10 protein-coding genes are annotated in these 17,125 nt (G+C 41.4%); 6 read left to right on the top strand and 4 right to left on the bottom strand.

Translation table 11 applies throughout. The features are described from left to right. Nucleotides 1-27: 27 nt before the first annotated feature. A complete protein-coding gene (locus tag ACGHVY_RS01440) occupies nucleotides 28-969 on the bottom strand; it encodes a FecR family protein (RefSeq protein ID WP_390596631.1) in 942 nt (313 codons plus the stop codon). Nucleotides 970-1,305: 336 nt separating this feature from the next. Between ACGHVY_RS01440 and ACGHVY_RS01435 the strand changes: the two genes are divergently transcribed. Continuing rightward, the gene (locus tag ACGHVY_RS01435; RefSeq protein ID WP_390596628.1) at nucleotides 1,306-3,153 is read left to right on the top strand and encodes an alpha-1,3-galactosidase B; all 1,848 of its coding nucleotides are present in this window, start codon (nucleotides 1,306-1,308) and stop codon (nucleotides 3,151-3,153) included. A gap of 84 nt (nucleotides 3,154-3,237) precedes the next feature. Here the strand turns inward: ACGHVY_RS01435 and ACGHVY_RS01430 are convergent, their stop codons facing one another. The 3 genes from ACGHVY_RS01430 to ACGHVY_RS01420 form a co-directional block, all read right to left on the bottom strand. Next, a complete protein-coding gene (locus ACGHVY_RS01430; protein ID WP_308746160.1) occupies nucleotides 3,238-3,783 on the bottom strand; it encodes an RNA polymerase sigma-70 factor in 546 nt (181 codons plus the stop codon). 111 nt (nucleotides 3,784-3,894) lie between these two features. Next, nucleotides 3,895-4,146 carry a hypothetical protein gene (locus ACGHVY_RS01425; protein WP_390596626.1) on the bottom strand — a complete coding sequence of 84 codons (252 nt, stop codon included), beginning with the start codon at nucleotides 4,144-4,146 and terminating at the stop codon, nucleotides 3,895-3,897. A 300-nt stretch (nucleotides 4,147-4,446) separates the two neighbouring features. After that, a complete protein-coding gene (locus ACGHVY_RS01420) occupies nucleotides 4,447-5,574 on the bottom strand; it encodes an ISAs1 family transposase (protein WP_390596623.1) in 1,128 nt (375 codons plus the stop codon). An 888-nt stretch (nucleotides 5,575-6,462) separates the two neighbouring features. On the opposite strand from ACGHVY_RS01420, the gene ACGHVY_RS01415 reads away from it, so the two are divergent. The 5 genes from ACGHVY_RS01415 (at nucleotide 6,463) to ACGHVY_RS01395 (ending at nucleotide 16,921) form a co-directional block, all read left to right on the top strand. Beyond that, on the top strand, nucleotides 6,463-7,119 hold the full coding sequence (locus ACGHVY_RS01415; RefSeq protein ID WP_390596620.1) for a FecR family protein: 657 nt from the start codon (nucleotides 6,463-6,465) through the stop codon (nucleotides 7,117-7,119). A gap of 43 nt (nucleotides 7,120-7,162) precedes the next feature. Further along, nucleotides 7,163-10,561 (top strand): TonB-dependent receptor, encoded by a 3,399-nt coding sequence (locus tag ACGHVY_RS01410; RefSeq protein WP_390596617.1) that lies wholly within the window; start codon nucleotides 7,163-7,165, stop codon nucleotides 10,559-10,561. A 12-nt stretch (nucleotides 10,562-10,573) separates the two neighbouring features. Next, a complete protein-coding gene (locus ACGHVY_RS01405; protein ID WP_390596614.1) occupies nucleotides 10,574-12,490 on the top strand; it encodes a RagB/SusD family nutrient uptake outer membrane protein in 1,917 nt (638 codons plus the stop codon). Nucleotides 12,491-12,527: 37 nt separating this feature from the next. After that, complete coding sequence (locus ACGHVY_RS01400) at nucleotides 12,528-13,880, top strand: BT_3987 domain-containing protein (protein ID WP_390596612.1); 1,353 nt, start codon at nucleotides 12,528-12,530, stop codon at nucleotides 13,878-13,880. A 155-nt stretch (nucleotides 13,881-14,035) separates the two neighbouring features. Next, entirely contained in the window at nucleotides 14,036-16,921 is a 2,886-nt protein-coding gene (locus ACGHVY_RS01395; protein WP_390596609.1) for a M60 family metallopeptidase, read from the top strand. Nucleotides 16,922-17,125: the final 204 nt, after the last annotated feature.

Raw genomic sequence — 17,125 nt, 5'->3', positions numbered from 1 at the left:
TAGACATATGGTTAATAAAAAAATAGGCTAGTATAAAATGTATCGGTCATCTACTTTCCGGATATTCAAATTCAAACTAAAACGAATCTTATTGAGAACATTATCTAAAGATTCATTGTAATGAATACTGCCACTAAATGAAACTTCAGCACGATGTATTCCCTCCACAAGAATATCAGTATGGTACATCCGGCTCACGATTTGAATCAATTGAGTCAACGGAACATCCTTAAAGTTGTATCTTCCGTTTTCCCAACTGATATTGGTGATAGTATCTAATTGTGTTTGTGAATCAATCGAGTTGTAAGTAAGTTTTTGCAAAGGGAGCATTGCCGTTTTTTGACGGGTAGACGGAATATTAAAGTCAACTTCACCTTCAAACAGAGTTACTTCGCTACGATATGCGTCTTCTTGTTTTACCAAAAAACAAGTTCCTTTCACCTCTATAAACGCATCGTATATATATACCTGAAATGTACTGCCCTCCTGTTTTCGTACTTCAAATAAGGAACTGCCTTCCAGCCATACTCTTCTGTCTTGCATGAATGCTTTTGCGTAACGGATTGAACTGCCCGGCTGCATCCATACTTTTGTGCTGTCGGGCAGCACGTATAACTGATTCTTTTCTGCAATTACTTTAATATTTTTTTCTACCCCCGTTTCATCATGCACAGATAAAAACAGCAAACCTCCTATTATCAAGAGAATAGCAACGGCAGCAGCCAACGGATGCCATAGTTCTATATGAACTAAAGTTTTGGATTTACCATCGCATCTGTGCTGGATATTCTGCCATATTCTTTTTTTTATTCTGGATTTAATCGGTTCATCTGCAAACTGTTTCCATTGTTTTTGCATCTCTTTTTCTACCGATTCCCTTTTTAGCAGACATTGTCTTTCTTCCGGTAACAACTCTTCAATCAGGAGTCTTTTTATCAATCTTTTTCGTTTATCTATATTTGTTTCCATTTCATTCTTGTTATTCGCTAATTGATGCTACATATATAAATACACCGCAGCTTGGCTTATCCCTACAATAAGTGACGATTTTATTAAAAAAAACAGAAGATTTACTTGATTTACTCTTCGATTACCTTTTTCATGCTCTCGTTTTAATTTAGTTCATATAGAACTCCGGTAATCCTCACGACAGATTCTATGACCTATCTACACTCACCACATAAAAAAATCTGCCCGAAAGAAGGTAAATACTAAAAAAACCTTTTTTTTCAATGAAAGCATAGGGTTACTGACTAATTAATAGTATTTATGTAGAAAACAAGTATCTAACAAACTACAGAATGTATGAAAACACTCTTATCATTGAAATCAATTTTACTGTTTACATTATTGTCTTGCACAGTCAGCATTTCAGCAAGTAAAATTATCTCAGTAACCGATTTCGGTTTAAAACCCGACAGCCGTATCAATGCGGTTCCATTTGTACAAAAAGCTATTAAAGCCTGTAAAGAGAATCCCGGCTCCATTCTTGTCTTTCCCAAAGGGAGATATGATTTCTGGGCACAACATGCCATTGAAAAGGAATATCACGAGACAAATACATACGATGTAAATCCCAAGATCCTTGCAATATTGTTGGACGAAGTCAACGACCTGACTATTGACGGTAACGGCTCGGAATTCATCATGCACGGGCGAATGCAACCGTTCACTCTGGATCACTGCCAAAATGTTACACTGAAAAACTTCACCGTAGACTGGGATATCCCTTTAACCGCACAAGGCACTGTCGTTGAATCGACACCCGACTTCATGGAAATCGAAATCGACGCCTGCCAATATCCGTACATCATCGAAAACAAGCGACTGACTTTTGTTGGTGAAGGATGGAAAAGCGGCATGTGGTCGATTATGCAATTCGACCCTAAAACCCACTTCGTTTTGCCCAATACAGGTGACAATTTGGGATGGCGCGGCTATGACGCAGTGGAAGTGGGTCGCGGACGTGTACGCTTGTCCGACCCCAAAGGGGAAGCAAACAAGTCCTATCCTGTAGCAGGCACTATCCTCGTGTTGAGACATAGCACCCGCGACCATGCCGGCATTTTCATTTTCCATAGCACAAACACTAAAATGGAAAACCTGAAATTATTCCATACATGCGGATTAGGTATCTTGTCACAATACAGCAAGAACATATCTTTTGATGATGTCCATATTATCCCAAATGCTTCAAAAGGGCGTGTATTAAGCGGACATGATGACGGCTTTCACTTCATGGGATGCAGCGGGCTGCTCAAGATTGAAAATTGCAGTTGGGCAGGACTGATGGACGATCCCATCAACATTCACGGAACCTGTTCACGTATCATGGAAGTCCTCTCTCCCACCCGCATTAAATGTAAATTCATGCAAGACATGAGTGAAGGCATGGAATGGGGACGCCCGAACGAGACGCTCGGATTCATAGAGCACAAGACAATGCGTACCGTAGCCACCGGAAAAATGAATAAGTTCGAAGCGATCAACAAAGCCGAATTTATCATCGAACTGTCCGCCCCACTCCCTACCGGAGTAGAAGCCGGATACGTAATAGAAAACCTGACTTGTACCCCGGACGCGGAAATACGCAACTGCCACTTCGGAAGTTGCCGCGCACGTGGATTACTTGTATCTACTCCGGGCAAGGTTGTTATAGAAAACAACATATTCGAATCAAGCGGTTCCGCTATCTTAATTGCCGGAGATGCCAATGCCTGGTATGAATCAGGAGCTGTAAAAGATGTGTTGATACGTAACAATGTTTTCCGCTATCCATGCAACTCTTCACTTTACCAATTCTGTGAAGCCGTAATCAGCATTGATCCGGAAATACCGACACCGGAACAGAAGTACCCATACCACCGTAATATCCGGATTACAGACAACACCTTCCACTTGTTTGACTATCCGATTCTCTTCGCCCGTTCGGTAGACGGACTGACTTTCTCCAACAACACTCTGATACGCGATACAACCTATCAGTCATATCATTACCGTAAAGAAGGAATCACTCTGGAAGCCTGCAAGTCTGTGATTATTTCAAATAACAAGATTGAAGGGGATGTATTAGGGCGCACTGTAAAATTTGAAAACATGAAGTCGTCCGATATAAAAATAAGTAAGAATCCATTCTTTCAGAAAATCAAATAATTAAAAGATTATTGTGGCGCTTTAGGTTACTTAAAGCTATGCTTTCCAACCTCTAAAGCGCCGCTTTTCTCCATCACAATGAAGCTATCCCATAAACACAATAAACAAAGGCAGATTATCTTTAATAAACTTCAATGCCAAAGTAATTTGGCGTTCTATCGCCTTCTCCGTGACAGCACATTGTTCTGCTATTTCTTTATTAGACAGATGTTGCTCGCGACTCATCCTGAAAATACGTTGCCGTTGTGGCGGAAGTTGAGCAATCAATCTATCAATATAGTTTTTCAAATCTGCCGCGTCCAGTTCCGCTTCTATATCGTATGAGTTCTCAAGCCCTTTCAAAGCTGTCATTTTAAAGTTCAACTCATTAAAATATCTACGCGAATAATTGAAAATAATATTACGGGTAATGATAAAAAGGAAACCATCAAAGTTCTTGGTTTCATCAAACGTCTCTCTCGATTCCCAAACTTTAACAAAAACATCTTGTACCACTTCAGATACCTCAGAAGAAGAAGTTATATAAAGCCGAGCAAAGTTATAGACCTTCAACCAGTAACGATCATATAACAATGCAAACGCAGTTGCGTCCCCGACTCTCACCTTCTCAAGAATAACTTTCTCTTCCATCTTTTTCTAATTACAATACAAAAATAAGGAAACAATTATTAAACACAACATTCTTTAAGGATTTTATTTCACATATAGCTGTCAATTTCTCTTCGGAAAGAAAACTGACAATTATTCAAACAGCTCATTATCACTAAGTTCTACTAGAACTTGGTTTCTTTCCTTGTATTCACATCTGTTTTTTAGTTTTTTCCATATTTGTTCTTTTATCTCCACATTAACAAGGCCGTTGCCAGATTCATTCCATTGTTTTCTAATTTCTATATCTACCGGTTCCAAGTCAGCAAACTCTCTGCGTTGCTTTTTGGTTAATTTGCCCGATAGCAAGCTTTTGATTAAACTTTTCTTTTCAACCTTATCCATCCTATTTTTATCTTGTTGGTTTTAAACTTTATTTTTGCTCTTGTACTATTAAATACACAGCACTTCTTTCTAACCCCACATCGACTTTGTAAAAAAGTGAAAGAAAAAATGAAATTATTTTGTAATACGCTGAACATGTGTAATATATAAGATTTGTTTTTTTTGAAAAAAAATATTCTGGAGGAGTTTATTAATAAACGTAATGGAATAAACTAAATTTTGGATATGATTGTCCTTGAATAAATGCAAAAAGTTTGGCATTACAGGGCAACCGCTCAATAATCTCTACATGTTATCTTTTTATTCTTCGGGTGGTATAATTCTTTGAATACCGAGTATTTCATCTCTGTATTTCTCATCCCACCCGCATAGTTTTCTTTTTCCTGCTATCCCTATCTTCTTTTTACTTTGCTTTAATAAGATAAGAGCCATTTTGCACATGAGTGAAAAGTTAACTGCTGCATTATCCGTTTTTCTAGTGTAATCTTCTCTAAAGGAAACATCTAATTGCCAATGCAAGTTATTTTCCACCTGCCAATGTGACCTGACCGATTCCAGAATCAATTTCGGGTCTTGTGGCAAAGAAGAAATATAGCATCTTGTTTCTGTTGTTGGTTCTGCATTGCCAACCTGCCTGACACATGTTATTTTCGCTATAGTTTTTATCCCCTTCCAACCGGCATAAAAATGCTCCGGGTAAAAAGCGGCATCACAAACACATTCTCTGTATTCTTTTCTGCCATGACCGTCATTCTGTTGGAAATAGCTTTGCTTATAAGGCAGATAAATCCGGTCTTCTTCTGTGAGCAGAGAGAATATCTGAGCTTTGAGTTTCTTCTGATTGTCTTTAACGCACAGGATATAATCCGCTTCTGCATCTATAATTGTCTCTGTTATTGCTTTTTGACAACCAACAGCATCAATGGTCACAATACACTGTGTCAGGTCAAGAGCCTTTATCAGCTCAGGGATAGCAGTTATTTCATTGGATTTTCCATCCACTTTTTGTTGTCCCAGACAAAGGCCATTGCGTACGGCCCATGCACTGACCATATATAAACGATCTTTCATCCCATGCCCCTTTGAATGGGGAGTTTGGCATACAGCCTTGCCATCTATAGCAACGACACCGGGAAGCTGACTGCAAATATCATTAATCCAAAGGCGGAAAATTTCTTCAAACCATTCAATATCCAACAAAGTGAAAAAACGGTTGAAAGTATCTTCTGAGGGAATACCTGATAAATGAGGAAGACGGTTCTTGAAATATTCTTCATGACTATTACCAAATATTTCTATTTCATTCCAGGTTTCAGCACCACAAAGAACTGAAACCATCGCAATAAATACGATTTCTTCGACCGTATACACTTGATTCTTTTCATTACGAACATCAGGAACATAAGATGAAAACTCTTGTAGGTTCATATGGCGATATAGTTTGAGATTGCAGAACAAATATAGGTATAGAACAACACAGGAAAAAAGGTTTTATAGGTTTTTCAGAGAGAAGATGAAAAAAAGTCAAAACTATGTAGAGATTATTGAGCGGGTGCCCTGTTGGCATTATCTCCTATTCTCTCTCATATATAAAAATGAAAATCCTCTTTCAACCTATCACCACTCTTCCGAAACGCCCTATTCATCGCACTTATAGAGCGGTGATAGGTGGTTAATAACCTATCACCTCATCTATCACCTATCACCGCCCAACATAGTACATATAAACAGGAACTTATATGCAAATAATATATCCGTAGGGGGGGCAACTCCGATTCATGCCTTGAAACAAAGTGTTTCGAGATTTGAAACTAAAGTTTCCATTACTTGAAACTAAAGTTTCATCGGTAAGAAACTAAAGTTTCTGTTGTTTGAAACTAATTGTTTCAAAGCATGAAACACTTGGTTTCACCATATGAAACGAAGTGTTTCACTATAAGTTGTTTTAAGCACGTCAAATGTTGGAATATGTATGGCATGGTTTGGGAAAAGCTGAAAAGAGCATAATATGCGCTTATCTAAAATGGTGATAGGTGATAGATGAGGTGATAGGTTGTCAACTACCTATCACCGCTCTATAAGTGCGATGAATAGGGCGTTTCGGAAGAGTGGTGATAGGTTGAAAGAGGATTTTCATTTTTTTGTGCATGAGAGAGAAAAGATGAGAATGAAATATTTTCTCTCAATTAGCCCAAAAAATAAAAATGAGTTAATTCTATTCACAAAAGATATAAAAGCAACAGAGTTCTAGTAGAACTTAGGTGGTATTTTGCCGCAGCTTCATTAGCTCTTTTGTTAACGATAGGCGCATTTTGGATGAATTCAAAAGAAAAAAATCTACAAGATGAATATGTAAAAATAGTAGCAGTAGAGAACGGTCTGCACATTCTTCCGGACAGCAGCAAAGTATGGATGAAAAAAGGCAGTTCAATACGATATAATAAAGCATTCAACGAGCAAAGAAATGTGTGGCTGAGTGGAAATTCTTTATTTGAAGTAACAACTCAAAAAGGCCATCCGTTTCGGGTATACATAGAGAAAGCTATGATAGAAGTCAAAGGAACATGTTTCGACATTCATCAGGATTCGAAAATGAAAAAAAGTGAAATCATCTTATATAAAGGAAGAATCAATTTTACTCCTGAAAATAAGGAGGTAATAGAAATGTTTCCTCACCAAAAAATAGTTTACCGCACAGAAGAAGGAGAAATATCCAAAGAAAACATCAAAAACATCGATTGGGAAAACGGCAAATTCTATTTCAAGGAGTTACCCCTTATCCAGTTGATTGGAACAATTAATAACATGTATAACAGTCATATTAGGCTGGACGTAGACAGTCAGCAAATCAAATCGGCTTTCACCGGAAATATCCGCTATGAAGAATCGCTAAAAGAGGTGTTACAAAAAATCTGTTACAGCCTTGACATGAGATTACGAGAACAAGAAAATGAACTAATAATTTACAAATAATCATTTAATAATCAATCAAATGTCTAATCTAAAAAGTTAAAGCATGAAGAAAAACACATTATCAGTAGTTTTGCGGTACTTTTTAAGTATCACGCTAGCTTTACTCTTTTATCCCATGACCTCTTTGGGAGCACAGAAACACATTACTGTGAAAGGTGAAGCGATGACCATCAAACAAGCTATTCTGCTCATTGAAAAGAACAGCGACTATACGTTCTTTTACAATGCAGCCGATTTAGGCGGTAACACCAAACACAACTTCAACAGCGAAGGCAAAGTTGAAGATGTATTGAAGGAAATTTTCGAAGGAAGTGGCATTAGTTACCTCATCAAAGGAAATGAAGTCATCTTGAAGGTAAACAAGGCAGAAAGCACGCAGCAAACCAAAAAACGCACTATCACAGGTACAGTTACTGCGAACGACAATAACGAGCCGGTAATCGGTGCCAGCATCTGGCTGAAAAACAGTTCTATCGGTGCTGTTACAGACATTGATGGAAAATACTCCATCACAGTAGAGGGAGTCGGCGGTGTACTTGAGATTTCTTATATGGGATATAAGAAACAGGAAGTGGCCATCACAGAGCAGAAAGTCATCAATATCGTTCTGATCCCTGATACGGAAGTACTGGACGAAGTGGTAGTAGTCGGTTACGGCAGCCAGAAAAAGGAGAGCGTAGTAGGTGCTATTTCAACTCTCGACATCAAGAAGTTGAAAGTTCCCGGTGCTTCTATCTCCAACGTACTGGCAGGCCAGTTGTCCGGAGTCGTAGCGATGAGCCGTTCGGGAGAACCAGGCAAAAACAGCTCGGCCGACTTCTACATCCGAGGTGTATCGTCATTTAAAGGTACATCCACTCCGTTAGTTCTCGTAGACGGTATCGAACGTGACCTCGACCTCGTAGACACGGACGATATTGCCACCTTCTCCATTCTGAAAGATGCCTCCGCTTCTGCCGTATACGGTGTACGCGGTGCAAACGGTGTGATTCTGATTACCACCAAAAAAGGAGAAGTAGGCAAACCCGCCATCAACGTACGCACCGAATTCGGGTTCACATCACCTACCAAACGTCCGAAAATGACCAATTCTGCACAATGGGCAGAACTCTACAACGAAGCCATAGGCAGAGCCCACTACAGCCCCGAAGAGATACAGATATATCGCGACCACAGCGACCTCGACCTTTATCCTGACGTGAACTGGTTCGACGCATTGTTTGATGACATGGCAGCCAACCAGCGTGTCAATCTAAGCATTACAGGTGGTGGCGACAACATCAAATATTACGTTTCCGGTTCTTTCTACAATGAAAGTTCCATCTACAAGAATGCAGGAAACATCTATGGTTACAATTCCGCCATCAGATACAATAAGTTCAACTTCCGCGCCAATGTCGATTTGAATCTGACCAAGAGCACTGTTCTGAACGTAAACCTCGCCAACATCTACGAAAAATCGTTCGGTCCCGGATATGGAGATAACGACAACGACATCTGGTCGTATGCATTCCAGACTTCCCCCAACGCCTTCCCAGTGCAGTATTCAGATGGGATGCTGTCCGGTCCGTCCACCGATTCAGGATTCAACCCTTGGAACATGCTTGTACACTCCGGTTATCGCGAACAGTTCTGGAACTCCGCACAGTCGCTGATTGGTGTCACGCAAGACTTTGGAGAGTTGTGGGAACCATTGAAAGGACTTACAGCCAACATCAAATTCTCATGGGATGCCTGGAACACCACCCTGCAACGTCGTTCCAAAACTCCGACTTTCTATCATGCACGCGGACGAGACAATCAAGGTAACCTCACGTATGATGACAATAACCAAGACGGAGAATGGGACCCGATACATACCGGAAGCGAATCGTTGAACTTCCTCATCGGACGAAGCGGGACAATGACCAGATACTTGGAAGGCTCGCTGAACTATAACCATGTGTTTAACAATCATCGCGTAGGTGCTTTGTTACTTTACAACCAAAAAATTCACACCAACACGCAAGCTGGAAGCGGTGATGCCGCTCTGCCTTACAAAAACCAAGGATTGGCTGGACGTGTGACTTATGCTTTCAGAGATACCTATTTTGCAGAAGTCAACATGGGATATAATGGGTCGGAGAACTTTGCACGCGGTCATCGATTCGGATTCTTCCCTGCAGCAGCTATCGGCTGGATGGCATCGAACGAGAAATGGTTTGAACCTCTGACCAATATTATAGATATGTTGAAATTCAAGGCTTCCTACGGTAAAGTAGGTAATGACGATATCGGCGGTCAAAGAAGATGGGTATACGAATCGACTATCGTCAACAGTGGTACGTGGCAATACGGACAAAGCGCCAACCAAGGTGGCACAGGAATACGAATCGGTGAGGTAGAAAATCTTTCCGCCTCTTGGGAAGAAGCGACCAAACTGAATGTCGGCGTTGAATTCTCTCTATTCAACAAAGTAAAAGTGCAAGCTGATTACTTCCACGAAGAACGCGAAGGTATCTTCCTACAACGCGCCGGATTGCCTGCTATCGTCGGTTTGTCTACCATACCGTATGTGAACGTTGGAAAGACATTAAACAAAGGATTCGATGCCAATATCGAATATACCCAACAGGTAGGCAAAGTATTGCTGACTGCACGTGGAAACTTCACCTTCAACCGCAACAAACTGCTTGACAACGATGAACCCGACTGGGAATACAAATACCAAAACAGAGTGGGCAAACCATTCGGTTCAAACGGTGCAATGCAACCTTTCGGCCTCGTAGCATTGGGACTTTTCGAAAGCCAAGAAGAAATTGACAACAGTCCGGTACAAACATTCGGTACCTATCGTGTGGGTGATATCAAGTATCAGGATATCAATGGTGACGGTGTCATCAACACACAAGACCAGATTGCTATCGGCTACACCAATCTGCCGGAAATCATGTATGGATTCGGAGTCGGAGCACAATGGAACAACTGGGACTTCAACGCATTCTTCCAAGGAGCAGCGCATACCTCTTTCTTCCTGCAGGGTTCTTCTATCAGCAGTCCTTTCTCTAGCGGTAATATGGAACGTGCGGCAGTCAACAAAGACGTATACGGAAACGTATGGATGTCAACCAATACCCCCGAACAGAATGCAAATGCCATTTACCCGCGTATGAGCAACGGTAGCGGTGGTGCCGGTGCATCCAACAACACCCAAACTTCCACATGGTGGATGCGCAACGGTTCATTCATGCGTCTGAAAAACATCGAAATCGGATATACACTTCCTAAAGAACTGATTACAAAAACATTCATCAAATCCTTCCGTTTCTATGTATCCGGAAGCAATGTTCTGACATTCAGTCCGTTCAAATTGTGGGATCCTGAAAAGAACCAAGGCTCGTCACAAGGCTCGGGCTATCCGTTGAATCGTGTGTTCACTATTGGTTTCAATGCTAATTTCTAAATCCTATTTATCATGAAATATATAAATCAATTCAAATCACTTATATGCTTCGCAATCGGAGCTATCAGCCTTTCTTCGTGCGAAGATTTCCTTGACAGACAAGAAGACGAGAAACTGACTTTCGAAAAGATCTGGGAATCGAGAAATACCACCAAACAATACTGGTTGAACGCCATGTCGTTCCTTCCGAACGAAAACGGAAGTTACATTGGCGACAAAGATCCCTATTTGGGAGCCTCAGATGAATGTATCATTGCCTACGATCGCCAATATCGTTGGATCAACTTCGGTTCGTGGAATCCGTCCAGCGTTCCGTTTTATAAGATGGACCACTATTATAGAGGTATCCGCGAATGCAATATATTCATGCAAAATGTATATAATTGCAGTGACCCGTTAGTCACCAAAGACCAGCTTGATGAATGGTACTATCAAGCACGCTTTGCCCGCGCCTACTATTATTTCCTGATGATGCGCGACTACGGTCCCGTATTCCTGCTGGGAGATGAGCTACTGGACTTCACCGCAAGTACCAAACAGTTGTATCGCCCGCGTAACACATGGGAACAATGTGTCGACTATGTGGTCAGTGAACTTGAAACATGTGCCAACAGCAGTGCTATCCTTGAACAGACACAATTGCCCGACACCAAATGGGGACTTGCCACCAAAGGAACCTGCCATGCAGTGATTTCCCGCCTCACGCTGTATTCGGCACGAGACTTATTCAACGGAAACACATTGTATCAGAATATAAAGAATCCGATAACAAATGATTTTCCAGAACTTTCAGGCGCACAGCTGTTCCCGCAAACTTACGATGCCAATAAATGGCTGAAAGCTGCCGAAGCAGCCAAGAAAGTGCTCGACAATCCCAGTTACACCCTCTATCGCGCAGGAAACGGAAACCCGTATGAAGACTATTATGGTATAACCAACCAAACATGGAACCAAGAACTGATTTGGACCGACCAATACAACAACCGATTCTACTGGGGAGTAAACTGCGCTCCTACCGGTGTGGCAGGTACAGCTTATGGAGCCGTAGGACCCACCCAACGATTAGTGGATGCTTATGCCATGAATGACGGCTACTACCCTATCACCGGATACAACAATGATGGAAGCCCGATCATTGATGCACAATCCGCCTATGACGCCAGCACCGAACTTGAAAAATCGACTTGGTCGTATCCGGCTACCGGATGGAGTCTGTTCAGTTCGTACGACATCAAAGCTCCTAATATGTATAAAGACAGAGAGCCCAGGTTCTACGTGACAGTATTCTTCAGTGGAAACTATTGGCTACACGGAACAGCCAGCACGATGATTTCATTCGGCAAAGGCGGAAACGGTAACAGAAGCCACGACTACCCCAAATGCGGTTACATCTGCAACCGTTTCTACGACCATCGTGTGAACTCTGCCGAAAACCAATGGGGAAATATCACCTACCCCGTCTTCCGACTGGGAGAAATTTACTTGAATTTCATCGAAGCCGTATTGGAATGCAAGAAAAGAGGAGTTGCCCTTCCGGCAGGCTATGAGACTCTCGCCATGGAGAAATGGGCAGACCTGCGCAACCGTGCCGGAGTGCCTGCCATCACAGAAGTGTATCCCAATGCCAGCACTGAAAAGCTGATTGAGCTCTGTCGTCGGGAACGACAAGTGGAACTAGCCTTCGAACGTCATCGTTACTTTGACACACGCACTTGGATGATAGCTACACAAACCGACAACGGCAACGTCTACGGTATGAACACGGAATGTCCGATAGACAACAGCAACAAACAGCTTGAAACACCTGACGGATTTTGGGAAAGAACAGTCATCGAGACACGTGTGTTCCTAAACAAGCATTACCTCTATCCTTTCTCACAAAGAGAATTGGACCGTAACAAATTATTAACTCAGAATTATGGTTGGTAATCTCAAAAAACAATATTTATCTAACAAGAATATGTGTATGAAAAACAAAATATTAACTACAACATTGGTTGCTGCCTGCTGGCTTACCTACTCGGCATGTGAAGACGGAAAAGACGAATTCCTGAACGATTTCACAACCATACTTTCTTTCAGGAACTACGATGAAATCCCCCTGACAATGTACAGAACGGGAGAAAACACTGACTACCAACTGATAGTCAACAAATCCGGCTCTGCACTGAACACCACTGCCTCCGCATCTATCGAAATCATGGACGACGCTACCCTGAGCATATACAATGCGGAAAATGGGAAAAGCTACAAAAAATATCCCGACAATTGTTATTCTTTCAACGGGGATAAATTTGTAGAATTCGGTGCTTCCGATTCTTATCAAACAAGAAACATCACCCTATTCACAGAAAAGATACTGGAAAACAATGAACGGGATAACAATTTCGTAATTCCTTTTATGTTGTATAATGGTTCCGACTCCATCAACGCTGAACGAAAATATGTATTTGTGAAACCGTCCGTTATCATTCCTTTGGTTTCTTTCGGAAGAACCGGATACAGCCTGAACACCATCTCCGATGCAGCAGGCGGAAACGAAGTTCAACTCAATCTGCCGGTCGATTTCTCTACAGACAACAGATGGACATTCAATTGTGAAATAGCTACCGACGAAACGCTACTTAACGCATTCAATGAGGAAAACGAAGTGGACTATGCTATGCTTCCGACAAGTGCCTATAAAATGAGCAATAACGGAAACGTTGCATTCACACCAGGCAACAATACTTCCAATCTGGATATTACCGTCAATCGTTCTCTATTAAGTTATGGTAACTTCGTACTTCCATTGAGACTCACGGATTGCACGTCACAGTATTTCCATGTGGATGAAGCAAACAATACTTGTTTGTTCGGAGTGTCTTACGTTCCCGATGAAAGCAAGTTGCACAAAGTGGTACTAACAAAAGAGATGATTAGTATTCATCCCAATCGTGAAGTTGAAGGTTCTGTTGCAGAAATGTTGGACGGAAGATATGACACATATTATCACAGTGATTATTCTGTTGAGCCGGGACTTCCTCACTATATACAAGTGGCACTCCCCGAATCACATACCGCTCTGATGTTCGAATATCAAGTACGCCACAGCAATAACAACGGTGCACCTCAACGCATCACAATTCTCGGAAGTATGAATGGAGAGAACTTCAGCAAAATAATGACAATCACAGATGGACTGCCAACCCAAAAGAGCGAGAAATACAAATCTCCGGTTCTTGTGGGCAAAGAGTTCAAACATGTGAGAGTAAGAGTAGAAGCAACACCTGCCAACAACAGTTTTGCTTTTGCCGAATTTAGTTTGCATGTAAACTAATTTAAGTTTCGCATGTACTATAATCCCGTATGGATTCTCCTCCTTCTGGAAAGAGGAGAATCCATATGGAATATACAATCTGCAAACTTCAGAAAGTTAATTAAATATATTAGCATTGTTATGTCTATATTTGCCACTCATAAACCACTAATTATATGAAAATACTACATTCTCTACTGTATCTGTTTCTCATCTTCTTTTATGCCTTCTACTGTATGGCATGCAGTGACGACAATCCCGAAGGAGAGGCAAACCGCACATTTTCCATCAAAGAATCAGACCTCCAGCAAGACTGCACGCAAGCCCAAACCACTTTGTCTATACCTGTAAGCACCACTTTAAACGAACAAGAGTGGAGCGTCATGTCCGACCAACCGTGGTGTATCGCCGCCAAGGATTTGTCCACTTCCACTCCTTCCATCAAACTGCTGATACAAGCCAGCGAAGAACCTGAAATAAGAAATACAATCGTCACCGTAAAATCATCTGTACAAAATTACACCATCAACGTACGGCAACTCGGATACGGACCGGCTATCCTTGTGAAAAGTTCTGCAACAGACATTGAAGCCAATGGAGGACAAATTACTATCACCGTCACCTCCAACATCGAATATACCACCGACAAATCAAAAGACGGCGAATGGCTGCAAGAAACAGATGAAGTACCCTCCACAAGGGCACTCGTAGACAAAAACTACAGATACAATGCAACACCCAATCCGCTATACGAGCCACGTACTGTCACATTCACTTACACATACATAAAAGACGACAAAATCAAAGAGACGTACACCATTACCCAAAAGGCTAAAGAATCGTCCCTTTCGGACATTGAATTAGAAGGTGACATAAAACTACAACCCACCAAAGGTGTCGCCAGCGAATTCCAACCCGGATATGAAATTGAAAAAACCTTTGACGGAAAAATAGATGAGGGACATTATCACTCTCGATGGCAACAAGAAGCTGGTTTCCCAGTCACACTTGAATATTTTTTTGACGGAACACAAGATTTGGACTACATTATCTATTACACCCGTAGCGGAAACGGCAACTTCGGTGAATTGGATCTTTATACAGCCACCACAGACGAACCGGAATACAAACTTTATAATTCATACGACTTTAAAATGCAAAATGCAGCCAGCCGTATCTCTTTCGACAAAAGTTTATCCAAGGTAACCAAAGTCAAATTCTCCGTCAAATCCGGTCTCGGCGACTTCGTCAGTTGCTCCGAAATGGAATTTTATCAGAAGAATACGGATAAAAAACTTGAGAAACAACTATTGACAGTATTTACCGATGTCACCTGCAGTGAACTGAAACCGGATGCTACAAATGAACAAATAAATAATCTTCCAGGATACTTTGCCAGCCTAGCCGTACAACTTAAAAACGACACATATGACGCATGGGAAAAAGAATTCCGCATACGCAATTATGAAGCATATAGCAACATCAATACATGGGCAGACAAACTGATGACTAAACATTACAGCAGCTTGGACAATCTGACCGGAATCTCCGTTGAGCAAAATGATGAAATCATCGTTCTCGTAGGTGATACCCACGGATACGATGTTTCCTTGCAATGTGTAGGAGAAGAGACTACCGGATTCTTGGAAGAAAAGCCTTATGTACAGACTGCAGCTTCGGGCGATATATATTATCTGGAACAAGGAGTCAACAAAATCACCATACGCAATCGAGGACAACTATTCATCATGTACAACTGCGACCTGACCTCCAAGCCTGCTCCCATCAAGATACACATTCCCTTGGGCAGCGGAAAAGTCTCAGGATTCTTCGACCTAAAAGAGCATAAAACAGACGCTAAATATGCAGAACTACTGTCAAAAGCCACCGACAAATATTTTGGAGTAAAAGGCGACAAGATTATCTTCTATTTCCACCGGACCAAAATGTTGGAACATGTGCGTAATAACATTCTTTCCGCCATCGAACTTTGGGACAACATCATCGGATGGGAACAAGAACTTATGGGCATTGAAGACGTACGTCCAAGTCAATTCAACAATCACCTGTTTGCCATCTCACCGGAAGGTAGCTACATGTGGGCATCCGATTACCGTATCGCATTCGTCTATACTTATCTAGGCAACATCTTATTATATGATAATGTAATGGCAGCCGAAGACAATGCATGGGGACCCGCCCACGAAATAGGACACATACACCAAAAAGCCATCAACTGGGCAGGATGTACGGAATCGTCCAATAATCTTTTCTCAAACTACATTATTTACAAGTTAGGTAAATACAAATCACGTGGTAACGGATTGATTGAAGTTGCCAACGCAAGATACCGTGACAAACAGGCATGGTACAACATGGGCGATGCCACTCATCAAAATGAAGACACCGAAGTTCACATGCGCATGAACTGGCAATTGTGGAACTATTATCACCGATGCGGATATAAAAAGAGTTTTTGGCAAACACTCTTCAAACTCATGCGCGAAGAAGTAGGACTGGACGACACCAAAACCCCAGGACGCAAACAATTGGAATTCGCCAAAATGGCAAGTAAAGCAGCTAATGAGAATCTGATAGACTTCTTCGAAATGTGGGGATTCTTCGAGCCGGTCAATGCCACCATATCACAATATGGAGACTTCCAATACACCGTCACACAATCAATGATTGACGAAGCTAAAACATTCATGGCTCAATATCCTCAACCGAAGCATGCTTTCCAATATATCGAGGACAGAAAGAAAAACGAGTTCCCCACTTCCGATTATCGCTATAACGAAGTAGGCGACGTAGGCTATTACACACAGTTTCAAAATAACGAGAAAATCACGAAAACAATAAGTGCAACTGTTTCGGGCAATAGAGTCAGTATTCTGAACGGAGAAGAAGCAGTAGCGTTCGAAGTGCGCGAAAGAAACGAAAACGGGAAAATACTTTATTTCTCCAACTTCTTCTCGTTCGACGTTCCGACATCCATATCAATGACAAATGCCAAAGTATTTGCCGTACAGGCTGACGGAAAGCGCATCCTTCTCAATTAGAGAACATAAACTTAACACAACCGTTTTTATCCCTTCCCCCATCCTAAGGATAAGAAAAAAGAATCAACAAATAGAGTAGATAACAGTTTTTGCTATCTACTCTATTTATAATCCTAACATCTTTAATATGAAATAAAATAAAATTATGCTTTGTAAATATACAGAGTTTTCTAATTAATTACTACCTTTGACAACCAAATGAAA

Source organism: Bacteroides sp. f07, from assembly GCF_042854785.1.
In the GTDB taxonomy this organism is placed as follows: domain Bacteria; phylum Bacteroidota; class Bacteroidia; order Bacteroidales; family Bacteroidaceae; genus Bacteroides.
Note: the sequence above shows the minus strand (reverse complement) of the source record. Positions and strands in the feature narration are given on the sequence as shown.

Excerpts from the sequence above, each read along its gene's own strand:
- ACGHVY_RS01420 (WP_390596623.1), bottom strand. The coding sequence starts at position 5,574 with ATGAACCTACAAGAGTTTTCATCTTATGTTCCTGATGTTCGTAATGAA.
- ACGHVY_RS01405 (WP_390596614.1), top strand. The coding sequence starts at position 10,574 with ATGAAATATATAAATCAATTCAAATCACTTATATGCTTCGCAATCGGA.
- ACGHVY_RS01430 (WP_308746160.1), bottom strand. The coding sequence starts at position 3,783 with ATGGAAGAGAAAGTTATTCTTGAGAAGGTGAGAGTCGGGGACGCAACT.
- ACGHVY_RS01425 (WP_390596626.1), bottom strand. The coding sequence starts at position 4,146 with ATGGATAAGGTTGAAAAGAAAAGTTTAATCAAAAGCTTGCTATCGGGC.
- ACGHVY_RS01440 (WP_390596631.1), bottom strand. The coding sequence starts at position 969 with ATGGAAACAAATATAGATAAACGAAAAAGATTGATAAAAAGACTCCTG.
- ACGHVY_RS01435 (WP_390596628.1), top strand. The coding sequence starts at position 1,306 with ATGAAAACACTCTTATCATTGAAATCAATTTTACTGTTTACATTATTG.
- ACGHVY_RS01410 (WP_390596617.1), top strand. The coding sequence starts at position 7,163 with ATGAAGAAAAACACATTATCAGTAGTTTTGCGGTACTTTTTAAGTATC.
- ACGHVY_RS01395 (WP_390596609.1), top strand. The coding sequence starts at position 14,036 with ATGAAAATACTACATTCTCTACTGTATCTGTTTCTCATCTTCTTTTAT.
- ACGHVY_RS01415 (WP_390596620.1), top strand. The coding sequence starts at position 6,463 with ATGAATTCAAAAGAAAAAAATCTACAAGATGAATATGTAAAAATAGTA.
- ACGHVY_RS01400 (WP_390596612.1), top strand. The coding sequence starts at position 12,528 with ATGAAAAACAAAATATTAACTACAACATTGGTTGCTGCCTGCTGGCTT.